We start from the raw sequence: 23,871 nt of genomic DNA on the forward strand, positions 1-23,871 counted from the left end.
ATCATAACTAGCGACACCGTTTTGCCATAGCTTTTGGCATAGTTTGTGGCATAGCAGTGTCATGACTCATAGAGGCTATTCTAGCTGTCTCCGTGCGCTCTGTCCGCTCCTGAGCTATCGTCCTCCCATGAGCGACTGTCCATCCTTGAGCTCCTGCCCGCCCTTGAGCTCGGGGCGCATTCGCGTCACGATAGCTGCCAAAGTACTTATATCAGCAACGACTTCCCACGAGGCGATCATGAATGCACAGCAGCTAGTAGATGAACGCGGCGATCTATGGCTAGCGCTAGCCCCGCTGTGGCTGGACCGTGAACCCAGCGAACGCGATTACGCGCGTATGGTCGAAGTCATAGAGCGTTATGATATGACGCTTAACGAGCTCGAATGGATGTTTCGCCTGGAAATGGCACCGGTGATGTCTCGCCATCAGCTTTCAATCGCCAGCGAGTGGCGACAATTTGACGACTATAAGCTGATGAAGCAGTTGGTCAATCACAATATGCGCTTGAAGGGCTGGCGCCGCAAAAGCTGGGCGCTGTTTTCAGGCTTAACGACCATGATGGTGCGTCACCGCTGGAACGCACTCATGAATCGTGTAGCAGTCGCGCGGGGCGAGCAGGCATAGAGGGATAGTGCCCTGTGGGGCTATGGGTATGTTTGATCCAAGGCTTCTTCTAATGCCAGGCGTAGCGGGCGCCCGTGATAGCGCGGCCCAAATCGGGCTATCACCTTGCCATCACGGCCCACCAGGAACTTGGTAAAATTCCATTTGATCAGCTGTGTGCCTAGGACTCCAGGCGCCTCGCGCTTGAGCAGCACAAACAGTGGATGGGCATCACTCCCATTGACATTGACCTTTTCCAGTAGCGGAAAACTGACTCCAAACTGCTGCTCGCCAAACTGGCAAAACGCTTGAGCACTTTCCGGCGACTGGCGGCCAAACTGATTACACGGGAAACCGAGCACAGTGAAGCCACGATCCCGGTAGCGCTGAAAAAGGGTTTCGAGTTCGCTTAGCTGCGGGGTAAAGCCACACTGGCTGGCAACGTTAACCACCAGCAGCACTTGGCCGCGTAGCGCACGTAAATTGAACGGCAGCCCTTGGTGGGTATAGCAGTCTTGGTCGTATATTTGCATCAATCAGCCCCACAAAACCCCAAACGGCATGGGTATCACCATGCCACGGCTATGCTTTTTACACCAGCGGTCCGGCGACCACTCGTAGCGCCAGCGCGATTAACAGTACGCCCGTGATGCGGTTAATCCAATGGGCACGCCGCTGTAGCCAGGGCAAAATCTGCGAGTGGGAAAGCACCACCGCCACCAACACGTACCAACCGCCATCAATAATCATCGCCGTTAACACAATGATAGCTTTAGCTACCCCACTCATTTCCGGGGTCACAAACTGGCTCAGTAACGCAACAAAAAACAGAATCAGCTTCGGGTTGCCTAATGCCACCAGCACGCCCTCTTTGGCCGCCTGCCCTCGGCTAGTGACAATCGCATTAGGCTCCAAGGCACCGGCTTTCCCGGCACGCAGCGCTTTAACCCCTAGCCACGCCAAATAAGCCGCGCCGAACCAGGTAATCAGCTGGAACAGCAGCGGAAAACCGGCGATTATCGCGCCTAGCCCCCAAACGGTCAGGAGCGCATAAAAGCCTACGCCGAAGGCATGGAAGACTGCCGCGGTCACTCCAGTAAAACGCCCGCCGCCTAACGTATGGCGCAGCACCAGTGCCAAGCTCGGCCCCGGCGACATAGCGCCCATGGCACAAATCGCGGCGAGCGATAGCCAGAGTGTTAACGGCATGTCTTTTCCTCCTTGAGGTGTCAAAATCAAAATATGAGTAATGATGGCCAGTATACGCCAAGCCAAGCAACACTTCGGTAAGCGTCTTAAATAACGCTGTTAGCATGGTACGCTGTTGGGTAAAATTTAATCTTTTTGCTCTATGCGATTTATTCGCTCTTTTGAAAACATCCGCCCCGCCGCTCATTGCGCGGGGCATATAGCAAACATAGGTCTAGAAAACATAGGACGGCAACATGGGTAGGGCTTTTCAGAACCGTAAGGAATCCATGGCCAAAACGGCCGATGCAAAGACCAAGGTCTACAGCAAATATGGACGCGAGATTTACGTTTGCGCTAAAGCGGGCGGCACCGACCCTAATGGCAATCTGGCGCTGCGCGGCTTAATGGAGCGGGCCAAAAAAGATCAGGTGCCCTCTCACGTTATTGATAAAGCGCTCGACAAAGCCAGCGGTGCCGGTGGCGAGGATTTCTCGCCCGCACGCTACGAAGGCTTCGGCCCTGGCAATGTGATGGTGATTGTCGACTGCCTTACCGACAACCCCAACCGCACCTTTGGCGATGTGCGCGGCTGCTTCACCAAAACCAAGAGCAAAATCGGCACTCCCGGTAGCGTCAGCCATATGTTCGATCACTGCGCGATTTTTTCCTTCGCCGGAAGCGATGAAGAGGCCGTGCTTGAAGCATTAATGGAAGCCGATGTGGATGTCACCGATATTGAGCAAGAGGGTGAGCGGATCACCGTTTTTGCCCCACATACCGACTACGCCAAAGCCAAACAGGCATTATTAGATGCCTTCGGTGAGATTGACTTTGAGGCAGACGAGATTCAGTTCCTGCCGCAAACCACCACCCCGGTGGAAGGCGATGATGTAGCGATGTTCGAAAAATTCCTAGGCATGCTCAACGAACTGGACGATGTGCAAAACGTCTATCACAGCGGTGAGCTGCCCGAGTCTACAGACGCCTAAGGCCTGTTAGTAAGAAGATTCTGCCGCGTTGCGTGCATCCAGGGCAGCATCCGGTGGCAACATCGCTGACTGTACGCCTGCGGCACTCAGCACTGTTTTACCGCGCACAGTTAGATCGGTAATAAACAAAAACTGCTGGCGCGGATCCACCGGGTAAGCGCGTATGCGGTAGTGGGTGCCCCAGGGTTTCTCTTCGGCCACCACAATAATTGGCTTATCGAACTTCAGATAGGCGCTGGTTAACGCCACATCGCGCAGCGCTTTACGTACCCAGCCTGCTTCGTGCTCGGGGTGAAGGTAAAAACTCGCCACGCACTGCAGGCTGGTACCGCCGTTGTTGGCATTATAGACGGCGTGATCCCACAGCTTTAAATGCGGTACATAGACCAAATCATCGTCAGGGGTTTGGATATCTACGGTGCGTAAGCCAACGTGTTTGACCTCGCCGTAGGTATCTTCAATTTGAACCCAGTCGCCTGGCCGATAAGGCAGCTCTATCGCTGAAACAACGCCTGCTATCAAGCTGCTCACGTAATCTTTCATGGCAAAGCCAATGGCTAAGCCCAGTGCACCCAACAGGGTCACCATGTTGCGCAGCGACGGCTCAATAATAACCGGTACGATGATGGCGAGTGCAGTAATCAATATCAGTAAGCGCGTCATCGGCACCAGAGCAAAAATACGAAAGCGAACTTGACCATGCATTCGGTTGCCGATCCAGTTAAGCCCCCGTTGGCTGAAAATAATCAGCACAATGGTTGATAGCAGCACTACGCCCAACGTAATCAGCGCTTGGCTATCGATATCGTTAAAAAGCCGCGCATACTTCTGTTGCTCTTCCATGGGTTGCCCTCCGCGGGCCTGTCGCTGATACCGGTGCTACTTACAGAGGATCGACCAGATAATTACGCGACTCTAGTAACTGGCGAACGCTCGCGTAGCTTAACGGTGTGATCTGCCAACGTCCTTCGCAGCTTGAAACAATGCCTTTGCGCTGCAGGGCTAAACGGGCATTGAGTGCTTCATGGTGAGAGAACGGCAGCACTTCCCCCAAAGAGTCGTCATCCAGACCGCCATGAACCAATAACGCATGCATCACCAGCGTGGCGATATCGCCGGTATCAACGGCAAGCTCCGCCTCTGCTAGGGCATCGACCAGCCAGAGGGCCTCTTCATTGTCTGCTTTTGGCTCACGTAACCGCTCGCGCCAGTAGTGCCATGCAAGACCTATATGACCGCGGCAGTGAGCCGCTAAGCGCTGCAGTTCTTTATTAGGCGCTTTACTCTTTTGCTCAGATGCTGAGTCGAACAATACCTGCTTACCGGTTCGCGTGCTGTAAACAGGCGGCGGCTGCCCCGAATAGGCCGCAATTTGTGCAAAATAGCGTGCCAGTTGCTCGCCCTCCATGGATTGAAGGGTCAACACCGGTGCCCCATCGATACCGATCACCCGATGAAGGAAAGCGTAAGTCCAGCTGTCGCAACCAATCACACCTTTACCCAAACGGCCACTTAAAGCACGCTCAAGAAACTCTCGAACGCCCTGAATACCCTGAGTGTGGCGTAAAAAATAACGTTCCAGAGCGGGAATGGCCCATTCTCGTTGATTGACACACTGCTCTATCCACTGAGTGCTACCCTCGGCTATTTCGCTAAGCGTGGGCGGCGCTAAGCAGGCAACATGATGCTTTTCAGCCCAATGAGTTACCACCGAAGCATGACCACTGTAGGGCGTGGTAATAAAGAACGTTACAGGCGCATCCTGGCCTTCTAGCTGTTGCCCCAACGCTCTCGCCGCGGGAGCCCAATCAATAGACGGCACTAAATGTGCTAGCCTAACCCCGGGTAGCGCACGTAGCTCGCTTTCGTCTTTTACCTGCTGCTCAGCATCGTTTTTGCCCCCCAGCCACGACGAGATCGAACGGAACGAACGTCGCCATTGGCTTGCCTGGGTCTGCTCAGGGGTACGAAACTGATCGAGCTCGACGACCGCCCACAGCGGCGTGTCGGCTGATGATGAATGCTCCCCCATGACCTTGTCCCTATGGTTAGCAATAAGCGTTCACTTTAGCACGGTGCGCGCAGCTTCTAACCTCATAGACGAACTTATGGTCTAAAATAAAGTCTTTATAGACAGTCGTTAGCGCACATAACGGATTATTATTTTATTGCGAGAGCAATGGCAAAAGCTAAAGGAGAAAGCAATGAGTGTTGTCCACGTTAGCGAAACAGAACTCCACGCCAAGCTTGAGAAGTGTATTGCCGGTGAGCGGCTACTGATTGAGCATGAGGGCAATCGCTTTAGCGCCAGAATCCAGCACGTTGGGCTAATGGGCGTAAAGGTGATACCTGAAACCGAGATTAAGAACAGCCATCGCACACCGGGTGACGTTGAAGGCGTGATGGTGCCCTACGATGAGATATTGGAGCTTGAAGTAAAAGGCGTGGTCTACAGCCGCTTGCCAGATTAGTCTGCACTTGCACGCCCGGCAAGTGCGCAAGGCGTGCAAACTATTTATCTATGACTCACTTCCTCGAAAGTAAGCCAACTGTTTTAAAACGTCAGGCAGATCTTGCCGAAGTGCTGGCCAGATTCCTGGTGGCGGAAAGCGTCGGCGATCTCGGCAAGCGGGAATTCGCGGTCAATGATCGGGTGCATATCGAATGTTTCCAGCGCACGAATCATCTCGATCTGGTGGCGACGACTGCCCACAATCAAGCCTTTCAAACTCGCCTGCTTGGCCATTAATTTAGCCGTCGGTATTTCACCCTCACGCCCAGTGAGGATACCAATCAAAGCGATATGCCCACCGATTTTGATCGCATCAAAGGATTGCGGCAGCGTACCTGGCCCGCCCACTTCGACGATATGATCAACGCCTTCGCCGTTGGTCAGCTCTTTCACGCGCTTACCCCAATCAGGCGTCTCTTTATAGTTGATGGTGTGCTCGGCGCCCATCTCACGCAGCCGCGCCAGCTTTTCGTTAGATGATGAGGTAGCAATTACCCGCGCGCCCATCAATCGGGCAAACTGCAGGGCAAAAATGGATACCCCGCCCGTGCCCATCACCAGCACGCTATCCCCCGCTTTAATGCCACCATCGACGACCAGCGCCCGCCAAGCGGTCAAGCCAGCGGTGGTTAAGGTAGCGGATTCCGCATGGCTATAGCCCTTGGGCTGACGGGTAAACCACTCAGCCGGGCGTACAACCTGCTCACGAGCGTAGCCATCCACGCCATCACCTGGCGTGGTGCGAAAATCACCGACACGCGCCGGGCCTTCCAACCAGTGGGGAAAGAAGGTCGATACCACGTGGTCGCCCACCGCGAACTCACTGACACCATCGCCCACGGCTTCGACAACGCCTGCGCCGTCTGACATGGGAATACGCCCATCGTCGGTGGGAATCATCCCAGCGACCACGGCGTAGTCGTGAAAATTCAGAGAGCTGGCGTGTAGACGTACTCGGATTTCACCAGGGCCCGGCTCCCCAGGCGCTTCCATGTCGACAACGTCCAGCTTGTCCAAACCGCCGGGCTGATTCAGCTTGATCGCTTTCATCGTTACCTCAGTATGTACAGTTCGAATATGTACATTGATGTATGTATCTACTGTTGATTGGGGCCGTTGCCGTCGATATCAAGGCCCAGGAAGCCACCTGACTGGCGCTGCCAAAGGCTGGCATAAATGCCGTTGCGTGCAAGCAGTTCCTGGTGCGTGCCACTTTCCACCATGCGCCCTTCATCCACCACAATTAACCGATCGAGCATGGCAATGGTCGACAGCCGATGCGCGATGGCAATCACCGTTTTGCCTTCCATCAGCGTATCCAGCTGCTCTTGAATGGCGGCCTCCACTTCCGAGTCTAGCGCCGAGGTGGCCTCGTCCAGAACCAGAATAGGGGCATTTTTGAGCAGCACCCGGGCGATCGCGATCCGCTGGCGCTGCCCACCGGAAAGCTTCACTCCGCGCTCGCCCACATGGGCATCCAGGCCGCGACGTCCTTTCGGGTCGACCAGATCATTGATAAAGGTATCTGCATGGGCGCGGCACACCGCGTTCCAAACATCTTCGTCACTGGCGTGGGGACTGCCGTAACGGATGTTGTCACGCAGCGAGCGGTGCAGCAGCGAGGTGTCTTGGGTGACCATGCCAATCTGGTGGCGCAAAGAGGTTTGAGTCACCTCGGCAATGTTTTGCCCATCGATCAATATCTGCCCACCTTGCAAGTCATAAAAACGCAGCAGCAGATTGGCCAGGGTGGATTTACCCGCCCCGGAACGGCCGATCAGGCCGATTTTCTCGCCGGGCTTGATGGTCAGGCTGAGTCCATCAAAGACGTTTTTACTCTCCCCTTTCGCCTGGGCGTATTGAAAGCGCAGCGCATCAAACACAATTTCGCCATGGGGAACCTGAAGCGCTTTAGCATTGGGCGCATCGTTGATCGTGGGCTTCTGAGCGATGGTGTTCATGCCATCTTGAACCGTGCCGATATTTTCAAACAACCCGGCGACTTCCCACAATATCCAGTCAGACATAAAACGGATACGCATGACCAGCGCGATGGCAATCGCCAAAACGCCCAGGGAAATCGCCTCCGTGTACCAGGCGCTGATCGCCATGGCCGCAGTGCCCACCAACAGCGCCGTGTTGAGCAGCGTCAAACCCACGCTCATGATCGTCACCAAGCGCATCTGGCGGTGAACGGTGACCATAAAGCCTTCCATAGCATCTTTGGCGTAGCGCTGCTCGCGCTCGGTGTCGGCAAACAGCTTGATGGTCTGGATATTGCTGTAGCTGTCCACCACGCGGCCGGTCATTTGGGCACGGGCGTCCGCCTGTGCCATGGAGACATCGCGCAGGCGCGGTACGAAGTAGCGCATGATCGACAGGTAGCCCACCAGCCACAGTCCCAGTGGGATCAGCAGCAAAAGATCCGCCCGGCCCAGCAGGTAGGCCGCGCCAGTGAAATAGACGATGGCGTAGACCAATAAATCCATCACCTTGGTGACGGTCTCGCGGATCGCCAGCGCCGTTTGCATCACCTTTTGCGACACCCGCCCGGCAAATTCGTCCTGATAAAATGCCAGGCTCTGGCTAAGCATATGGCGGTGGGATAGCCAGCGGCCGATCATCGGGTAGTTACCGAAAATACTCTGATGGGTGACCAATGACTGCATCAGCACCAACAGCGGCAAACCGATCAGCAGCAATAGCCCCAGGCCAGCAAGCCACAGGCCGTTTTCAGCCCAAAAGCCTGCACGTTCAACGTTGCCCAGCCAATCGACCAGTTGCCCCATGTAGCTAAAGAAAACCACTTCAGCCGCCGAGACCAGCGCCGTGAACAGCGTCATTAGCAGCAACAGCGGCAGCATCGGACGGGAAAAGTGCACAATAAACGGCATTAAGCCCTTAGGCGGCGTTTTAACCTCGCCTTCCGGATAAGGGTTTACCCGCGTTTCGAAGTAACGAAATAGCGGCTGTAAAACACGCGATAGCATGAGGCTTCCTTACGTGACTGGCATTGGTGTGTCTGGAATTGGTGTGTCTGAAATTGATGTGACAGACGTTAACTTATTTATGTAACAGTTTGATTGTTTAAGATTTAAGAAGTGGCGTGGCGCAGCAGCCAACGCGCCCAAAAAGGCGCAATGATCATCAGCGTGACCATGCGCAGCAGGTGGTGAAAGGCAACAAACACCGGGTCGATATTGAGCGCGACGGCCAAAATAGCCATTTCGCCAATGCCCCCCGGCGCCAGCGCCAACAGCGCCACATCGCGCCCTACCCCTAACAGTTGGTGAATCAGCTCAGCAAAGAGTGCAAGTACCAGCAACGCTAACAGCGTCGCCACACCAGACTGCCATAAATAGCGGCCAAAAAGCTTTCGCGTCATGCCCTGAAAGCGCGAACCAATGGCACTGCCCAGCACCCACAGCATCAGGTTCATCCCCCATTCCGGGAGAGCGAAACTGGCAATATCAACACCGGATAATAGAGCAGCGGCTAGCAGTGGTGCCAGCAGTGCAGGGCTGGGAATTCGCAGCCAGCGTCCTAGCGGCAACAGCAGCGGGATCATCAGTAGCATCCAGCCGTGTTCAAAACTGCTATGAACAGGGCCGATGCCCTCGCCTCCGCCCTCATAGGCCCAAAATAGCGGCGGCAAAAAAAGAATCACTAAAATGATGCGCAGCGACTGCGCGACTGCAATACGCTGGGGGTCGCCACCGCACTTTTCGCCCAACAGAATCATCGCCGTCATCGCGCCGGGCGAGGCACCAAACCAGGCACTGACGGGGTCGAAACCACAGCGCCGGTACCAGGCAGCGGCTACGGCAGTGGAGACGGCTACTCCCAGCAGCAAGAGAGCAGCAGAAACCGGCCAATCCAGTACGCGATGAGCCAGCTGCGGCGTCACCTGGCTACCCAACACCAACCCCATGACGGCTAGAAATACGTTACGCAGTGGCTCAGGCACTTCGACCTTCACGCCTTGTGAAGAGACCACTAGGTTGGCAATAAGAGGGCCAAGCATCCATGCAAGGGGCAAACCGGACAGTTGAAACAGCGTACCGCCAACGGCGCCAACGGTTAGTGATATTGCCAGCGCTTTTGCGCTCCCTGCATTCAACACGACGCCCTTCACATCGACTCCCTAAATCTTAAAATCTGTCCCTATTGACGCAATAATTAACCTGCTAATGACATCCAGTAGTCTAGCACTTAACCAGTGGTTTGGGCTTCAATGATGGCGAAGAGGTATGCTTTTGGTTGCTAAGCTCACCTTTCAAGACGTCATCCATCATCTTAATTTTTTGGTCATGCTATCTGTATCTGTCGGCCAGCCAGCGTATAATGTCTTCCGCCAGTAATGGCGAACTTTCTCAGGGCGGGGTGTAAGTCCCCACCGGTGGTGATGCCATATCTTTATTGATGCGGATAAGCCCACGAGCGCTCAACCAGAGGTGTCACCTAACGGTTGAGGACAGCAGATTCGGTGAGATCCCGAAGCCGACGGTAATAGTCCGGATAAAAGAGAAGGTTTCCTAGTGATATTACCCGTAGCGTTCCAACGCATGCGGGTGCTGTGCTATTGGATGCCTCATGCCCTGGTTCTGGTAACCAATCCCCTTAGGATGACCATGAATCAGACCCAACTTTCTTCATTCCCTCGCGTTGCCTTTATCGAAGCGTCTTGGCATCACGATATTGTTGCCCAAGCCAGAGAAGCATTTATTGCTCAACTTGCCAGTGAGCATGGCTTTTCCGCTGATCAAATAGAAATATTCCAAGTTGCGGGGGCTTATGAAGTGCCTCTTCAAGCTAAGTTGCTAGCCAAAACAGGTCGTTACAGCGCCATTGTGGGTGCGGGCTTTGTTATTGATGGAGGCATCTATCGCCACGACTTCGTTGCTCAGGCAGTGGTTGAAGGCATGATGCAGGTGCAACTGGACACAGAAATTCCCATACTTTCTGTCGTGCTGACGCCGCATCATTTCCATGAACACAGCACACATCATGATTTTTTCTATGACCATTTCCGTGCCAAAGGCAAGGAAGCGGCTGAAGCGTTGGTAATGACTTTGGAAAACCATCGACGGATTCAAGGGCTAAAATAAGTCACTGCTAAAATTGTGGAGATGCTTAGGTAGCGGGCAATCTGAATGTTAGCTCGCTACCTGAGTCAATTCATAGACGTTTGACGCTTAAATAGCCGTTTAGGCTCTTTGCTGCAAAGTAACTCAAGCCTTTTCAACTCATGAGGCTGACCCAAAGTGACGCCCTAACGCTGATAACGTGGGCAATCATGGGTATAGGTAGGTTGGGTAGCGCAGGATCGGATCGATAGGCGTCTATGTAAGGACGTTCGGTTACCATCACCGCTATGTTCGCCGTAGCAGAGGTCAGGTGAGTGCGAAGCTCATGCTGCCGGCCCGGTACTCGCCCGCACCACCAGCTCGGGCGGTATTACCTTCAGAACCGGCGGAAATTGCTCCCCCGCCATACGAGAAAGCAGCAACTCACTGGCACACTGGCCAATTAGGTCAGTGCGTACCCGCACACTGGTCAATGCTGGTGCCGAGTAGGCGGCCGCAGCCATATCATCGAAACCGGTGACAGAAATATCCACACCTGGGCGCACCCCATGCCGGTAGCACGCCGCCAGCACACCAAAGGCAATAATGTCCGAAAAACACATAATTGCGGTCGGTGGTTCCGGCATCGCAAGCAGCCGCTTTAGCATGGCGTCACCGAATTCAAGTGTCGTTGGCCCGTGGTGAACCGAATCACTGGTGACAGGCAAACCGGCAGCATCCATCTGCTGTCGGAAGGAGCATTCTCGATCACGGGCAGTGGACGTATCACCGCCACCACCCAACCAAGCAAAGCGCCGATGCCCTGCTTCATATAAGTGTTCGAATAAAAGACGGATGCCTAGCACATCGTCGTTGATGACTCGATCGAAACTTGTATCAGCGACATCCCGGGAAATTAGCACCAGCGGAAAATCCTGTAGATGCCTTACCTGCGGCCCATCAAGATCTTCTCGGGTGGTACCGGCGACAGGCACCAAAATCAGCCCCGCGGCACCATGCTCGGCCATCTGACGAATGAAGCGCGCCTGGACCAATGGTGTTTCATGGGCATGGCAGAACAGCATCATGCGATCCGCCTCGCGAAAGCGCGCTTCCATGTGCCCAAGGAATTCGGTGAAAAACGGGTTGCTCAGATCATTAAGGCATACTGCTACAGTGCCGCTATCGCCTCTCCGCAACCCCGCCGCATGCCGGTTATAGACGTAACCCAGCTCCTTCGCAGCCTGTTGTATACGCTCCCGTGTCGCTTGGGAAATTCGCAGATCATTACGCAGGGCTAATGATACTGCGGAAACGGTAACGCCTACCTGATCGGCGATCGTTTTAAGTGTCGGACGACTTGCCATATAAAAATCTCAACTCCCATGATTTATAGGCGACGGAACGCGATCTAGTGCGCCAGCCTCTTTTTGGAATTATGAGTAACATACTCTCATAGCGAATTTTTTAGTGATATCGCAAGCCTCATAAGCACGTAATTCCAATTTCATAACGACCAAAGTTGTATTTATTCAATCGATTGAACTGTGTAAAAAATGACAACGAAGGCATCCCAACAACTATCAAAAACGCCGCCAAGATCCCTCGCCACTGCCAGGAGCACGCAGCATGATGAGCACAAATTCGACAACAATAATGACTATCTCACTGGCCCTATGGGCCTCGTTGGCAGCTACTTCCGCCTCAGCCGATAACCCTGAAACCTGTCACTGGCAGCCCGAACGAGCCGTTACCTTCATCGTTCCCTGGGGTACCGGTGGCGGCACCGACGCCAATGCACGTCGGTTGGCCAGCCTGCTCGAAGAAGAAATGGGCGTGCCCTTCAACGTCGTCAACCGTACCGGTGGAAACGGCGTTGTAGGCCACACCTCACTCGCGCGAGGCAAACCTGACGGCTATACCATTGGTGCCGCCACTGTCGAGATCGACACCATGCACTGGCTCGGCCTAACACCGCTGACCTACCAGGACATCACGCCCATCGCATTGATTAACCGCAGCTCGCCTGGGGTAGTGGTACAAAATAATTCACCCTACGAAACGCTTGAGGATCTACTCGACGAGGCACGCCAGAACCCCGGAGAATTGACCGCTTCGGGAACTGCCCAGGGCGGCATCTGGCATCTCGCCCTAGCCGGTATGCTCAAGGCCGAAGGACTGGCTCCCGACGCCATTCGCTGGATCCCCAGCCAAGGTGCTGGGCCTGCTCTCAAGGAACTGATGGCAGGGGGCATTGATGTTGCGACACCTTCACTCGCTGAGGCCCGCAACCTGATCGAACAGGGGGAACTAAAGGCGCTGGGCTACATGAGCGATACTCCGATGGAACAGATGCCTGAAGTCCCTTTGACAGCTGACACACTGGAGAGTGGATGGACACTGAGTGCCTTTGTGACGGTCAGCGGCCCTGACGGTCTACCGGACGAGATCGCCTGCACCTACGAGCAAGCAATCGAGACAGCTATCAACAGTGAAGCCTGGGCCGAGTTCAAGCGCAGCAGTGGCACTCAGGTAGTGTTCGAAAATCGTCACGAGACCGCTCAACTCCTCGCTGAGGCTGATCGTCAATTGGGCGAAGTGGTCGAAGCGATCGGCCTCGCCAAATAAGCGAGGCCGATTGATAAGCAGGAGGTGTTCATGTGCAATGATCGCTTGTCGGGGAGCCTACTGGTTCTCTTCGGCGCACTGGTGCTCTGGCGCGCCTCAACCTTCCCGTCCCTGGCCGGGCTGGAGTACGGCCCCGGCCTGTTTCCCTCTATCGCGGCGATTGGCCTGATAGTTTGCGGAGCGCTAATCGGCTTTGGGTCGCGGGGGCGGCGGAAGGCGCCGAGCACTTCGACGATGCCACCTCGGCAAACAGGATGGAGGATGGCAGCACGCCCCATGGCCCTGCTGATCGTGATACTCGGCTATGGCCTATTGCTCGATCTCCTGGGCTTTCATATTGCTTCCTTCATGGCAGTCTCCGCCACAGCTCTGATCTTCGGGATGCGTGCTGGGGGCGCAGTGCTGCTAGCACTCCCCCTGGTGATCGGCGTGCATCTGCTGTTCTATTCACTGCTGCGCGTCCCGCTCCCCTGGGGCCTGCTGACGCCAATGGCATGGTGACGCTATGAGCGCCTCGACCCTCACCTCCCTATTCAGTCCAGCCTCCCTAGCGGTCATCGCCGCCTGTACGCTCTATGGCACTTTCATCGGCGCCATGCCGGGCCTAACCGCTACCATGGCGGTGGCCCTTCTGGTGCCCTTTACCTACTTCATGGATCCGTTGATCGCCATCAGCGCCATTGTCGCCACAACTACCACAGCGATTTTCGCTGGCGACGTACCCGGCACCTTGATGCGTATCCCCGGCACGCCCGCCTCCGCGGCCTACGTCGAGGACGCTTACCGCCTGTCACGCGCAGGACGCTCCCGCTCGACGCTGATGGTGTCATTGTTCGCCGCCTGCATTGGAGGCCTGGTGGGTGTCGCCCTTCTAGCGCTCATTGCCCCTCAGTTGGCCCGTGTCGCAGTGCAGTTTTCCAGCTTCGAAACCTTCTGGCTGGCCTGCCTAGGACTGAGTTGCGCGGTACTAACTAGTAACGGTAGCGTCGCCAAGAGCTTTTCCAGCCTCTTCCTCGGCCTATTTATCGCCACTATCGGCATCGATGTCGCCGTCGGCCATCCACGCTTCACCTTCGGCAATTACGAACTGTTCGATGGCATTAGCTTTATTCCCGCCATCATCGGCCTGTTTGCGCTCAGCGAGATTCTGCGCAGTGCACAGATAGGACATCGCGACCAATCTGCCAATGCAGTACAAGAGTCATTTTCCAAAGCGCTGCGTGAGGCAGCGCTCGTACTGCGCCGCTTCAAGCGCAACATCGCCCGCTCCAGCGTACTTGGCACCCTGATCGGCGCGCTGCCCGGCGCCGGGGCAGATATCGCCGCTTGGATCTGTTATGCGATTTCACGGCGCTTCTCGCGCCATCCCGAACGCTACGGTACGGGGTACATTGAGGGCGTAACCGATGGTGGCTCCGCCAACAATGCCGCTATCGGTGGCGCCTGGACGCCAGCATTGGTGTTCGGTATCCCCGGCGATAGCGTCACGGCTATTGCCATCGGCATCCTGCTACTCAACGGGATGTCACCTGGGCCGCAGATATTTACCGAGTCACCAGAACTGGTACATACCCTTTACGGCGCCTTCGCACTAAGCAATCTCGCGATGATCCCTGCTGGCCTGTTGGTGATCATGGCTTCCAGTCAGGTGGTACGTATCCCGCGTCGGGTGCTCATGCCCTGTGTACTACTGTTCTCGTTGGTGGGAGCTTACGCCATTACCAATTCGGTCATTGCCATCTGGACAGTATTGGCGCTGGGTGTCCTGGGTTACGCCATGGAGGCCAATGGCTTTCCACTGGCACCCGCCATACTGGGTATCGTTCTCGGCACGATCGTCGAGGAAAACTTCATGACATCGATGATGAAGGCCCAAGGCGACTTGCTGGCCTTCTTCGATCGCCCCTGGGCGGCGGCGCTAGGCACACTCACCCTGCTGCTCTGGGCGTTGCTGCTGACTCGCGGTATCTATGAGAGTGTTCAGCGTCGTCGCCATCCTAGCCCCTCTGCGGAAACGGAAACCTATCCATGAGCCATCGCAACCGTACCAAACTTGCCCTTAAGCAGGGTCGAGCCATTAGCGCCCTGTGGTTGGAAAGCGCCAGCCCCGAACTAGCCGAAATTGCCGTTTGGGCCGGTTGGAAAACCATTCTGATCGACAACGAGCACGGTGTCTCCAGCCTCGAGCATACCGCGCATCTAGTTCGCGCCATCGAAGCAGCAGGTGGTGAAGCGGTTTTACGCATTCCCGCCAACGACCCCACCTACCTGAAGAAGATCCTGGATATGGGGGTACGCTCGATCATGGTGCCGATGGTCAATAGCGCTGCACAGGCTCAAGCTATCGTCGATGCCTGCCGCTACCCTCCTCATGGACAGCGTGGCTATGCGGCTCCTATCGTACGCGCCTCAGGCTACGGCGCTTTCAGTGATTACGCTAGTCAAGCCAACGATGACCTGCTGTTGATCACCCAAATCGAGCATACTGAAGGGGCAGATAACGTCGAGGCGATCGCCGAGGTTGATGGCATAGACATGCTGTTCATCGGCCCCAACGACCTGGCGGGCTCAATGGGTTTGCTCGAACGTCTCGAGGCACCCGAGGTACGCAGTCTGATTGAGGATCTTGAGCGCCGCATCGCCAATAGCGGGCGCTGGATGGGCACCATCACCGGGCCCGGTCGCGATGTCACCACTCTGACCAATAGTGGCTACCGCTTCGTGGCCGGCCCCAACGACATCGCACTGCTCGCCAGCACCCTACGCCACGAGGCGGCACTATGGCGTGAGCAATCCGCTGATTTCGGAGGATCCTGATTCGGATATGGTTCTTAGTGGCCGGGGCGTCACTGCCACCGGCCTTCTGAAGACGCTAAGATAAAGTGACCAAGATAATGCTGAAAACAAATCGCTGCCGCACTCTATAGCGCTTCTTGTTGACACATCAATCTATCAACCTCTTCCGCCATTGGAATACTACTGGCAGCGCCGCGTTTTTGAACCGCCAGGGCAGCCGCCGCTGTTGCCCTTTGCAAACACTGTGAAGGCTTTAGGCCAGCTTGCCTAGCGGCAAGGAAGTAACCCACAAAGGTATCGCCTGCGGCCGTTGTATCGATGGCCTTTACCTTTAAAGCCGATTGAAAAAGAGTCTCACTGCTGCGCTGATACCAAGCCCCCTCGCTACCTAGGGTAAGAACCACCTCGACATCGCCAAGCGATTCTTTACAACGCCTTAGCAAATCTGCGGCGCTCGACTCTACCGGCATCTCTAATAAAGCGGCGGCCTCTGTACGGTTAAAAAAAAGCAGTTCACATTGGTCTAGAGGGAGTGATGATACCTTCGAGGTCATTGGTGCTGGGTTAAATATCACCTTGCAGCCGTGGCTCACTGCTAATGGAATAAGCTGATCAAGCCCGTTACATTCGTTCTGAATAAGTATTGTGTCGCCAGGAGCGGTTTGCGCAATAAGAGCCGTCATTTTCTCCTGCGTAAAACCATGATTGGCGCCAGAGAACAAAAGAATAGCGTTTTCACCCAGTGCGTCAATTTGAATAATGGCATGCCCACTTGGCTCTGGGGTCAATTCGACATCTTTCACACCAACACCCGCAGACTCAAGCTCACTGGTCACCCAGGCATCTAGCGATGAAACTCGCCCCCAGTGACTCACCCTTCCTTTGGCGCGCGCTATTGCCAGTGACTGATTGACGCCTTTTCCACCTAACCCAATATTATAATCACCGCTTTCCAAGGTTTCGCCAGGGCGGACAAAATAGGGTACACGGTAAGTATAATCGATATTGATGGAACCAAAATTAAAGATCATTGACACCCCCTCTTATTCAAAAAGCCAGCCAGCTTTAAAGCTGACTGGCCTCTAGGCAAGTTCCTCTAACACCTACTCTTCTAACGCTTACTCTTCTAAAACCTATTATTCCAACACAAAGGGGGAGGTATAGCTATCTACATTATCTTGAGTAATAAGGAAACAGTCATAAAGCTGTTTTTCACTATCCAACCCTGTTTCTCCGGTATTAATGTAATGATCAGCAATTTTTACTGCATGTTCTGCAAATACGGCCACCGGCTGTAGAACGGTATAGGCCAGTTCACCCGAGCGAACCGCATCAACAGCATCTGGTGAACCGTCAAAACCACCTACTATTACATCGTCTAGCCGCCCCTCCTGCTTTAGAGCCACAATGGCGCCTAAAGCCATTTCGTCGTTACCACTAATGACGCCTCGAATATCAGGATGAGAACGGAGCATACTCTGCATTTTATTGCGCCCTTCCGTCCGATCCCAGTTAGCGATGTCAGACGCAGCAAGGCTAAGATCGGGGTATTGGCTAAGCACCGTCTCATAGCCATTGGATCTTGTCGCAGCATTATTATCAGAAGGGGGTCCCTTTAACTCTATATAGGATCCCTCGCCATCTAGTTGCATTGCCCACTGTTGCGCTCCTAACGCGGCTCCTTGCGCATTATTGGAAACCAGTTGCGCTTTGGCCAATCCCTGCTGGTTAATCTCAGCGTTAATAATAAATACCGGAATTCCCGCCTCGATTGCTCTTCGCACAGCGCCAATGGAACCGTCCGCATTAGCAGGGTCGAGAATGATTGCTTTAGCCCCATTGGTAATTGCCGTATCGACCTGATTGCTTTCAGTGTTGGTGTCACCCACATGGGAACTTACATTTGCATCATAGCCCAATTCTTCTGCTGTACGCTCAGCAATTGTTCCTTCCGTTTGCCAATAGGGGTTTGACATATCATTGACAATAATTGAGATCAGTCCCTTGTCCTGAGCAACTATAGAGCTACTAAAGAGCATCGAGACACTGGCGAGAGCTGTAAAAAGCACTTTTTTACTTTTTGGAAGCATGATTATTACCTCATAGTTATGATTGTTGGTCTTTGAATCGGTAGACCTGAGCAGGCCACACTTCTAAGCAATGCTACGTTAAGTAGCACTTGCTCTAGAACCTTCACGCTTACTTTCTGTCGTTTTCTCGGCTTGTTGAGAGGACTTGTGTTTAGCACTGTATTGGACATTATTTAACATGACAGCAAAGACAATCACGCTACCCGTGAAGACCATTTGCCAATAAGCAGACACACCGATGATGACCAGACCGTCGGCGAGAAAGCCAATTACAAATGCGCCCAATAAAGTATTTCGAACCGTGCCACGTCCCCCCATCAGTGAGGCGCCACCGATAACAACAGCAGCAATCGCTGTCAGCTCATAGGTAGTACCTGCCGTTGGCCCAGCAGAGGTCAACTGTGAGGCAAGTACAATCCCAGCCAGGGCTGCGCACACGCCGGAAATAATGTAGACGGAGAGCTTAACGCGATTGACGGGCACCCCAGATAGCTCTGCAGCACGCGCATTGCCACCGGTAGAGTAAATCCACCGGCCAAACGGCGTACGACTGAGCGCCAACATGCAAATAACCGCAGCACAAAAGAGAATCAAAACACCTACAGGAATACCGAATAGTTTATTAAACCCAAGCCATTCAAACCCAGTATTACCTAATGTAGGGTCACCACTTAAACTATTGAACGTTAATCCATCGGTTAGCAGCAGTGCGGCTCCGCGCGCGACATACAACATGCCCAGTGTGGCCACGAAAGCAGGCACTTTGAAGTAGGCAACTAATACGCCATTTATAGCCCCCACGAGGCCGCCCAGTAAGCAAGTAAGTACCACGACGACCCACACTGAAGGATAGAAAGCCAAATTAAACGCTTCAATCTCCACCCCTTCTAACAACATACCCGCGAACACTCCGCAAAGTGCCAACGTAGAGCCAACCGATAAATCGATACCGCCAGTCAGAATGACAAACAGCATGCCGATGCCTAGCAAGCCAAAAACAGCCACATGCGAAGACATGGTTAAAAAATTACCCGTTGAAAAATAAACAGGCGAGAGCATGGAAAAGACAATAATGATCACGATTAATGCAAAAAAAGCCCTACCTTCCAGCAAAATCTTGACGATATCGATACTGCCTTTTTCATCTTGTAACGCGTTATTGTTGTGATGAGACATAGTCATTACCTATCCGATTGAATAATCATGCAGCAACTGATTCGCCCGAAGCAGCCATAATTTCATCTTTCGTTACACCCGGTTTGAATTCAGCGGAGATCCGTCCTTTGCTCATCACCAGCACTCTGTGTGGAATACTCAAGCACTCGCTTACTTCAGATGTTGTAAAGACAACCGCCAACCCCCGCCGAGCCCCTTGGCTCAATAACTTGAACACTTCGGCCTTGGCGCCCACGTCGATACCACGGCTTGGCTCATCAAGTATGATGACGTCTGGATGGGTAGCCAACATCTTACCGATCACCACTTTTTGCTGGTTACCGCCAGACAATGAACCAATGGAAGCCTCCCCGCCGTCTGTTTTAATGTGCACCTTATCGATAGCTGAATTAATCATTTCTGCCTCCAAGCTGGAAGAAGTAAGCCCCTTGCGAGTAAACGCATGGATACTGGCTAACGACAGATTTCTACCGACTGACAGGGTGGGTACTAACCCATCACGCTGGCGATCCTCAGGCACTAACACCAACCCTCTCTCGATTCGCTGTGCAATGTTGTAATGGGATACGTCAGTTGAGTTGAGCAAGATATCTCCCTTGGACTGCCGGGTTCGCCCTGCCACACACTCCAATAACTCAGTTCTGCCAGCGCCCATTAGCCCATAAATGCAGACAATCTCGCCTGCGCGCACATCAAGAGAAAGATCCTCAACAACATAGCGACCTGCCACTTTATCGTCGCTTATGTAAAGGTTCTGGATAGAGAGCGCGGTGGAGCCCTGCTCATACCCTGTGGGCGGTGAGCCAAGATCGAAACTCTCTCCTACCATATGCCTGACGATCCACTGCAGGTCGATATCACTACGTGGAGCGTAAGCAGTCATGACCCCATCGCGGAGAACAACGGCATGATCGGTAATCTGCAGCGCCTCCTCCAAATGGTGAGAAATATAAACAATCGACACACCCTTGTTTTTGAGATCCTGGACGACTTTGAATAACGTCTCGACTTCCGTGGCACTCAATGCGGAAGTCGGTTCATCCATAATCAAAATGCGAGAGTTCTTGGACAGCGCTCTCGCGATTTCAACGATTTGTTGCTGCCCCACCCGTAGATCTTCGACCAGGGTAAGAGGGTGGATCGGTTCATCCAGCTCCTCCATTAACAATTCAGCCTGACGTGCCTCTTCTTTATAGTCGACGCTGCCTCTTCCTTTAGTCAGCTCACGCCCCATAAAAATGTTGTCACGCACATTCAGGTTAGGGGCCAAGCTCAACTCCTGATGAATAATGGTAATCCCCAGCGCTTCAGCATCCGACGGTGAAGAAAAGCTGACGCTCTCTCCTTCCAATACAATCTCCCCAGCCGTCTGAGCAATGACACCAGACAAAATTTTCATCAGCGTAGATTTACCCGCTCCATTTTCGCCAAAGAGCGTTGTCACCTGTCCTCGATATATATCGAAGTTCACTTCTTTGAGGGCTTGCACGGCACCGAAACGCTTTTCGATATTGCGTGCAGAAAGAATCACCGGAGCCACTTCCACTGTTGATGTATCGATACTCATAGCCGCCCCTCACTCAATGATCGCTATACTCACCGGCGTAATTAGCCAGTTTTTGGGATTTATCATGGTAAAAGAGCCAACTACCTCTAACGTTTTTCCGGTTAACTCTTGTCCGGAAATATCCGCAAGCACTTGACGCTTCATTTCATCATTGAGCGCTGCGCCGACATCTTGGTACTCAATCTGATTGGTAAAGTCGCCAAATTGAATATTGCCGGTTGTATCTCTCAGCGTAGTGCCATTAATGGCTGGGCCTGTTTGCACACGAATGACGATATCTGAAGGCACATCGGCAACCTCTAGGGTGTAAACGCCCCCCCGGCTTTCTACAGCAACTCCGGATAAAGAGACCGGCACAATATGGCCAATGCCGGCAGCGACGCCGTATTTCTCACCTGCCGCTCCGGCATCCTGGAGAACCTCTGGCGCCAATACCGATGCATTTACAGCGTTATTCTCGACATACGCTTGGATCTCTGGAAATGTTTCCTGAGCAAATTGCTGTGGTGAAAACCCCACCGCGCTCTCAAGTTCAGTAAGACTAATGACTTTAGTATCGAGCGCCATGAGTGCAAACAGCACTAACGCAAAAGCAGCTGCCACATAGACCTTTATACGCTTATCACCGGGCACCGAATTTAATGTCGCCGACATAATCACTCCGGTTATCATTGTAGTTATAAAAAAGTTATAAATAAGAAACTTCCACTACCTACTTCCCGTCAGGTATAAGCACAACCTTTAATGCGTTAGGGTCATTGCGCATTAGATCTAGCCCTTGATGGAATTCGGCTAACGGCAGCTTATGGGTCACCACATGATCCGTTGGGAAATCACCATTACCAATGCCTTCAATGACAGGTGGGTAACAATAAGGGCCTAGATGCGCACCCAGCACATCCAGCTCTTTACGATCGCTAATAATGCTCCAATCAACAGTCACTGGCTCTTTGAATACACTAAATTCGACAAAGCGACCCAATTTACGGATCATATAAAGACCTTGCTCTACCGACTGTACCGCACCGCTCGCCTCAATATAGATATCGCAACCATAGCCTTCCGTTATGCCTTTAACGTAGTCAATAACATCAACTTCAGCGGGATTCAGGACAATGTCAGCACCAAACTGTTTAGCAAGTTCTAAGCGCTTGTTATTGAGATCCAGTACGACCAGCTTGGAAGGCCCGGACTTTTTGATCGCACCGATCATTCCTAGCCCTAAGGTGCCTGCCCCGGAGAGGACAACCACATCTCCCAGTTCAATCTGCGCACGCTTAACGGCATGTAACGAACAAGCATAGGGTTCAATAAGAATCGCTTTCTCCATCGGAATCTCATCTGGCAACTTGTGATTAATGGCTTCTTTAGGAAAGACCATATATTCAGCCATACCGCCATTTACGTTGTGTTGAAATCCATACACATCGTGCTTTTCGCACATCCAGTACTGCCCACGGTTACAGAAACGGCACTCCCAGCAAGGCACGATTTGCTCGGAAATAACGCGATCACCGACCTCAAGGTTTTTAACGCCCTCTCCTAAAGCCATCACATGACCAATAAACTCATGGCCTGGAATCATCGGTGCTTTGATATAAGCGGGCTGGGTTTCGTCTCCCCAAAAGCTGGGGGCGCCTTCATAGGCTTTGAGATCGCCTGCGCAGATTCCGCACGCTTCAACCTTTATCAGGACTTCACCCTCTCCTACCTTCGGCACGCCCACCTCTTCAAGACGATAATCACCAGGCGCGTAGGCTACGACGGCTTGCATGGTCAGAGGCAGTTCGGTGTGATTGTTGTTATCGGCGTTATGCATTACTCACTCCTAATATATCTTGTATTGCTTGGCTAGCGACGCACGCTTTACAAAAGATCTTGTTGTGTACATATGAATTAACTGCTTTAAGCATAGCTGAGTCAATCCATAATGGAGCTTTCTAATCTTATACTTTAGACCAATATCATAATTGATTGTTTTTTATACTTAAATTTTAAAAATGGAAACTATTTATTATTACGGCCATGCGAAAGCATCACTTAAAGCCATGCTATATGTTCCAGCATCGTACAAATGTACAAACACCCGCCAAATATCACTGACATCGGAGCGAGGGACAAGGGGGAAACCAAGCATGCCAAAGAGTGCCCACATGCCCAAGAAAAGCCAATAAATGCAACAGAGAAAGTTGGGCCGACCTAAGCGTAAGATGCCGAGAAACCTTAGGTTTTGAATACAAATCAAGCGCGCACTTACCCGGTAGTCGCTTCATCGAGACGCAGAATGGTGTGCGCGTTAGTGACACTAGTCGCCAAGGTATCGATAACCCCGGTACGCAGCGCCCCCAGTATCCCAACCGCTTTAGTATTTTCACTGGCGATGGCAATAACGTCTGGAATACGCGTGAGATCCTGTATATTAAGCCCCACCACACGCCCCTGCATCTGCGTTGCGGAAGGCTTCCCATGGATATCGATAAAGTCATAGCCCATCATATCGCCCACTGTCCCAGAGAGCCGTGCTTCAGCAATCTCCTGGGCGGAAAACCACCCCATACGCACCATATTACTGTCTTCACTGACATCGCCTACACCAATCAAAGCGGTATCCGCACGGCGAGCCCGGTCTAGTGTCTGGCGCACTGTAGAGTTTTCATACAATGCATCCCTAAGCTCACCGTTCTGCACCAGCGCAGGGGCATAAAGCGTCTCACTGTCACCGCCAAACCTGCTCGCCAAACGTCGACAAATATGGTCAGGATTCATATGCTCGCCTGCACGCAGCGAGCCGCCAATTGCACACACAAATGAAACTTTTAACGACTCCGCCAGGAAAACATTATCCGCCACCGCGGCGACGTTACGCCCCATGCCAACGGCTACGATCTGGCCATCGGTCAAACTACGCGACAGATGGTCTGCCACTAGACTAGCGACTGACGAGCGCTGCACATCTGGGTCGGCATTATCCAGAGCAATCAACGCTCGCTTCAGGCCAAAGCGCCGTTTGAGCTCCTGCTCAATCTCAACACTAACGGCGGGATGCAGGCGCACGCGAACATCGACAATTCCTTCTGCCTGGGCACGCTTGAGCAGCCGCCCTATTCGCACACGCGAATGCCCGAGCCTATTTGCGATCGCTTCCTGCGTTTCCCCCTGCACATAGTAGAGAGTTGAAATCTCTGTCATTAAGTCTATATCTGCAGCGTCTTGACCATTCATCCTCGGCATCCAGGGGTTGTTGAAGGGCAT

General features: G+C 53.2%; 23 protein-coding genes and 1 riboswitch. Of the genes, 8 read left to right on the forward strand and 15 right to left on the reverse strand.

All coding sequences use genetic code 11. The features are described from left to right. Positions 1-238 precede the first annotated feature (238 nt). Complete coding sequence (locus tag RO22_RS10300) at positions 239-625, forward strand: hypothetical protein (protein ID WP_041158273.1); 387 nt, start codon at positions 239-241, stop codon at positions 623-625. 20 nt (positions 626-645) lie between these two features. Here the strand turns inward: RO22_RS10300 and RO22_RS10305 are convergent, their stop codons facing one another. Together RO22_RS10305 and RO22_RS10310 are read right to left on the reverse strand one after the other, a co-directional pair. Continuing rightward, positions 646-1,137 carry a glutathione peroxidase gene (locus RO22_RS10305; protein WP_039860245.1) on the reverse strand — a complete coding sequence of 164 codons (492 nt, stop codon included), beginning with the start codon at positions 1,135-1,137 and terminating at the stop codon, positions 646-648. Between the two features lie 58 nt (positions 1,138-1,195). Beyond that, entirely contained in the window at positions 1,196-1,813 is a 618-nt protein-coding gene (locus RO22_RS10310; RefSeq protein ID WP_022522487.1) for a LysE family translocator, read from the reverse strand. 236 nt (positions 1,814-2,049) lie between these two features. Here RO22_RS10310 and RO22_RS10315 point away from each other — a divergent pair, with 236 nt between their 5' ends. Next, entirely contained in the window at positions 2,050-2,784 is a 735-nt protein-coding gene (locus tag RO22_RS10315; protein ID WP_022522486.1) for a YebC/PmpR family DNA-binding transcriptional regulator, read from the forward strand. A 6-nt stretch (positions 2,785-2,790) separates the two neighbouring features. Here the strand turns inward: RO22_RS10315 and RO22_RS10320 are convergent, their stop codons facing one another. Both RO22_RS10320 and RO22_RS10325 read right to left on the reverse strand, forming a co-directional pair. Continuing rightward, positions 2,791-3,627 (reverse strand): mechanosensitive ion channel family protein, encoded by an 837-nt coding sequence (locus tag RO22_RS10320; protein ID WP_041158275.1) that lies wholly within the window; start codon positions 3,625-3,627, stop codon positions 2,791-2,793. Positions 3,628-3,667: 40 nt separating this feature from the next. After that, positions 3,668-4,816 (reverse strand): hypothetical protein, encoded by a 1,149-nt coding sequence (locus RO22_RS10325; RefSeq protein WP_041158276.1) that lies wholly within the window; start codon positions 4,814-4,816, stop codon positions 3,668-3,670. Positions 4,817-4,988: 172 nt separating this feature from the next. Here RO22_RS10325 and RO22_RS10330 point away from each other — a divergent pair, with 172 nt between their 5' ends. After that, entirely contained in the window at positions 4,989-5,255 is a 267-nt protein-coding gene (locus RO22_RS10330) for a hypothetical protein (protein ID WP_027959997.1), read from the forward strand. 83 nt (positions 5,256-5,338) lie between these two features. Here the strand turns inward: RO22_RS10330 and RO22_RS10335 are convergent, their stop codons facing one another. The 3 genes from RO22_RS10335 to RO22_RS10345 all read right to left on the reverse strand — a co-directional run bounded on the left by RO22_RS10335 (position 5,339) and on the right by RO22_RS10345 (position 9,431). Continuing rightward, entirely contained in the window at positions 5,339-6,346 is a 1,008-nt protein-coding gene (locus RO22_RS10335; protein ID WP_041158277.1) for a zinc-dependent alcohol dehydrogenase family protein, read from the reverse strand. A gap of 47 nt (positions 6,347-6,393) precedes the next feature. Further along, positions 6,394-8,286: an ABC transporter ATP-binding protein gene (locus RO22_RS10340; RefSeq protein WP_009288174.1), complete on the reverse strand. Its 1,893-nt coding sequence runs from the start codon at positions 8,284-8,286 to the stop codon at positions 6,394-6,396. Between the two features lie 104 nt (positions 8,287-8,390). After that, positions 8,391-9,431 (reverse strand): AbrB family transcriptional regulator, encoded by a 1,041-nt coding sequence (locus RO22_RS10345; RefSeq protein ID WP_041158278.1) that lies wholly within the window; start codon positions 9,429-9,431, stop codon positions 8,391-8,393. Positions 9,432-9,661: 230 nt separating this feature from the next. Beyond that, a riboswitch (FMN riboswitch) is annotated at positions 9,662-9,830 on the forward strand. Positions 9,831-9,927: 97 nt separating this feature from the next. Here RO22_RS10345 and RO22_RS10350 point away from each other — a divergent pair. Beyond that, entirely contained in the window at positions 9,928-10,404 is a 477-nt protein-coding gene (locus tag RO22_RS10350; RefSeq protein ID WP_039860244.1) for a 6,7-dimethyl-8-ribityllumazine synthase, read from the forward strand. A 302-nt stretch (positions 10,405-10,706) separates the two neighbouring features. Here the strand turns inward: RO22_RS10350 and RO22_RS10355 are convergent, their stop codons facing one another. Then, on the reverse strand, positions 10,707-11,729 hold the full coding sequence (locus RO22_RS10355) for a LacI family DNA-binding transcriptional regulator (RefSeq protein WP_041158279.1): 1,023 nt from the start codon (positions 11,727-11,729) through the stop codon (positions 10,707-10,709). Positions 11,730-11,991: 262 nt separating this feature from the next. Between RO22_RS10355 and RO22_RS10360 the strand changes: the two genes are divergently transcribed. From RO22_RS10360 to RO22_RS10375, 4 genes are read left to right on the forward strand one after another with little or no spacing between them, the layout of a single operon-like run. Beyond that, positions 11,992-12,990, forward strand: a complete 999-nt coding sequence (locus RO22_RS10360; RefSeq protein ID WP_022522478.1) for a tripartite tricarboxylate transporter substrate binding protein — start codon at positions 11,992-11,994, stop codon at positions 12,988-12,990. Positions 12,991-13,020: 30 nt separating this feature from the next. Next, positions 13,021-13,491 (forward strand): tripartite tricarboxylate transporter TctB family protein, encoded by a 471-nt coding sequence (locus RO22_RS10365; RefSeq protein ID WP_022522477.1) that lies wholly within the window; start codon positions 13,021-13,023, stop codon positions 13,489-13,491. Between the two features lie 4 nt (positions 13,492-13,495). Continuing rightward, on the forward strand, positions 13,496-15,022 hold the full coding sequence (locus RO22_RS10370; protein ID WP_041158281.1) for a tripartite tricarboxylate transporter permease: 1,527 nt from the start codon (positions 13,496-13,498) through the stop codon (positions 15,020-15,022). Further along, on the forward strand, positions 15,019-15,807 hold the full coding sequence (locus RO22_RS10375; protein ID WP_027959990.1) for an HpcH/HpaI aldolase family protein: 789 nt from the start codon (positions 15,019-15,021) through the stop codon (positions 15,805-15,807). Before RO22_RS10370 ends, RO22_RS10375 begins: the two co-directional genes overlap by 4 nt. Positions 15,808-15,911: 104 nt before the next feature. Here RO22_RS10375 and RO22_RS10380 read toward each other — a convergent pair whose 3' ends face one another. The 7 genes from RO22_RS10380 to RO22_RS10410 form a co-directional block, all read right to left on the reverse strand. Continuing rightward, positions 15,912-16,817 carry a ribokinase gene (locus RO22_RS10380; RefSeq protein ID WP_022522474.1) on the reverse strand — a complete coding sequence of 302 codons (906 nt, stop codon included), beginning with the start codon at positions 16,815-16,817 and terminating at the stop codon, positions 15,912-15,914. A gap of 105 nt (positions 16,818-16,922) precedes the next feature. Then, the gene (locus tag RO22_RS10385; protein ID WP_009288677.1) at positions 16,923-17,876 is read right to left on the reverse strand and encodes a D-ribose ABC transporter substrate-binding protein; all 954 of its coding nucleotides are present in this window, start codon (positions 17,874-17,876) and stop codon (positions 16,923-16,925) included. A gap of 78 nt (positions 17,877-17,954) precedes the next feature. Continuing rightward, on the reverse strand, positions 17,955-19,052 hold the full coding sequence (locus RO22_RS10390) for an ABC transporter permease (protein WP_022522473.1): 1,098 nt from the start codon (positions 19,050-19,052) through the stop codon (positions 17,955-17,957). Positions 19,053-19,077: 25 nt separating this feature from the next. Continuing rightward, positions 19,078-20,619, reverse strand: a complete 1,542-nt coding sequence (locus tag RO22_RS10395) for a sugar ABC transporter ATP-binding protein (protein WP_052475594.1) — start codon at positions 20,617-20,619, stop codon at positions 19,078-19,080. Positions 20,620-20,628: 9 nt separating this feature from the next. Then, entirely contained in the window at positions 20,629-21,273 is a 645-nt protein-coding gene (locus RO22_RS10400; RefSeq protein ID WP_035538219.1) for a DUF2291 family protein, read from the reverse strand. Positions 21,274-21,331: 58 nt separating this feature from the next. Then, complete coding sequence (locus RO22_RS10405) at positions 21,332-22,438, reverse strand: MDR/zinc-dependent alcohol dehydrogenase-like family protein (protein WP_041158283.1); 1,107 nt, start codon at positions 22,436-22,438, stop codon at positions 21,332-21,334. Positions 22,439-22,872: 434 nt separating this feature from the next. Then, complete coding sequence (locus RO22_RS10410; RefSeq protein ID WP_235208667.1) at positions 22,873-23,841, reverse strand: sugar-binding transcriptional regulator; 969 nt, start codon at positions 23,839-23,841, stop codon at positions 22,873-22,875. Between the last annotated feature and the right edge of the window lie 30 nt (positions 23,842-23,871).

The organism is Halomonas sp. KHS3, assembly GCF_000830495.1.
In the GTDB taxonomy this organism is placed as follows: Bacteria; Pseudomonadota; Gammaproteobacteria; order Pseudomonadales; family Halomonadaceae; genus Vreelandella; species Vreelandella titanicae.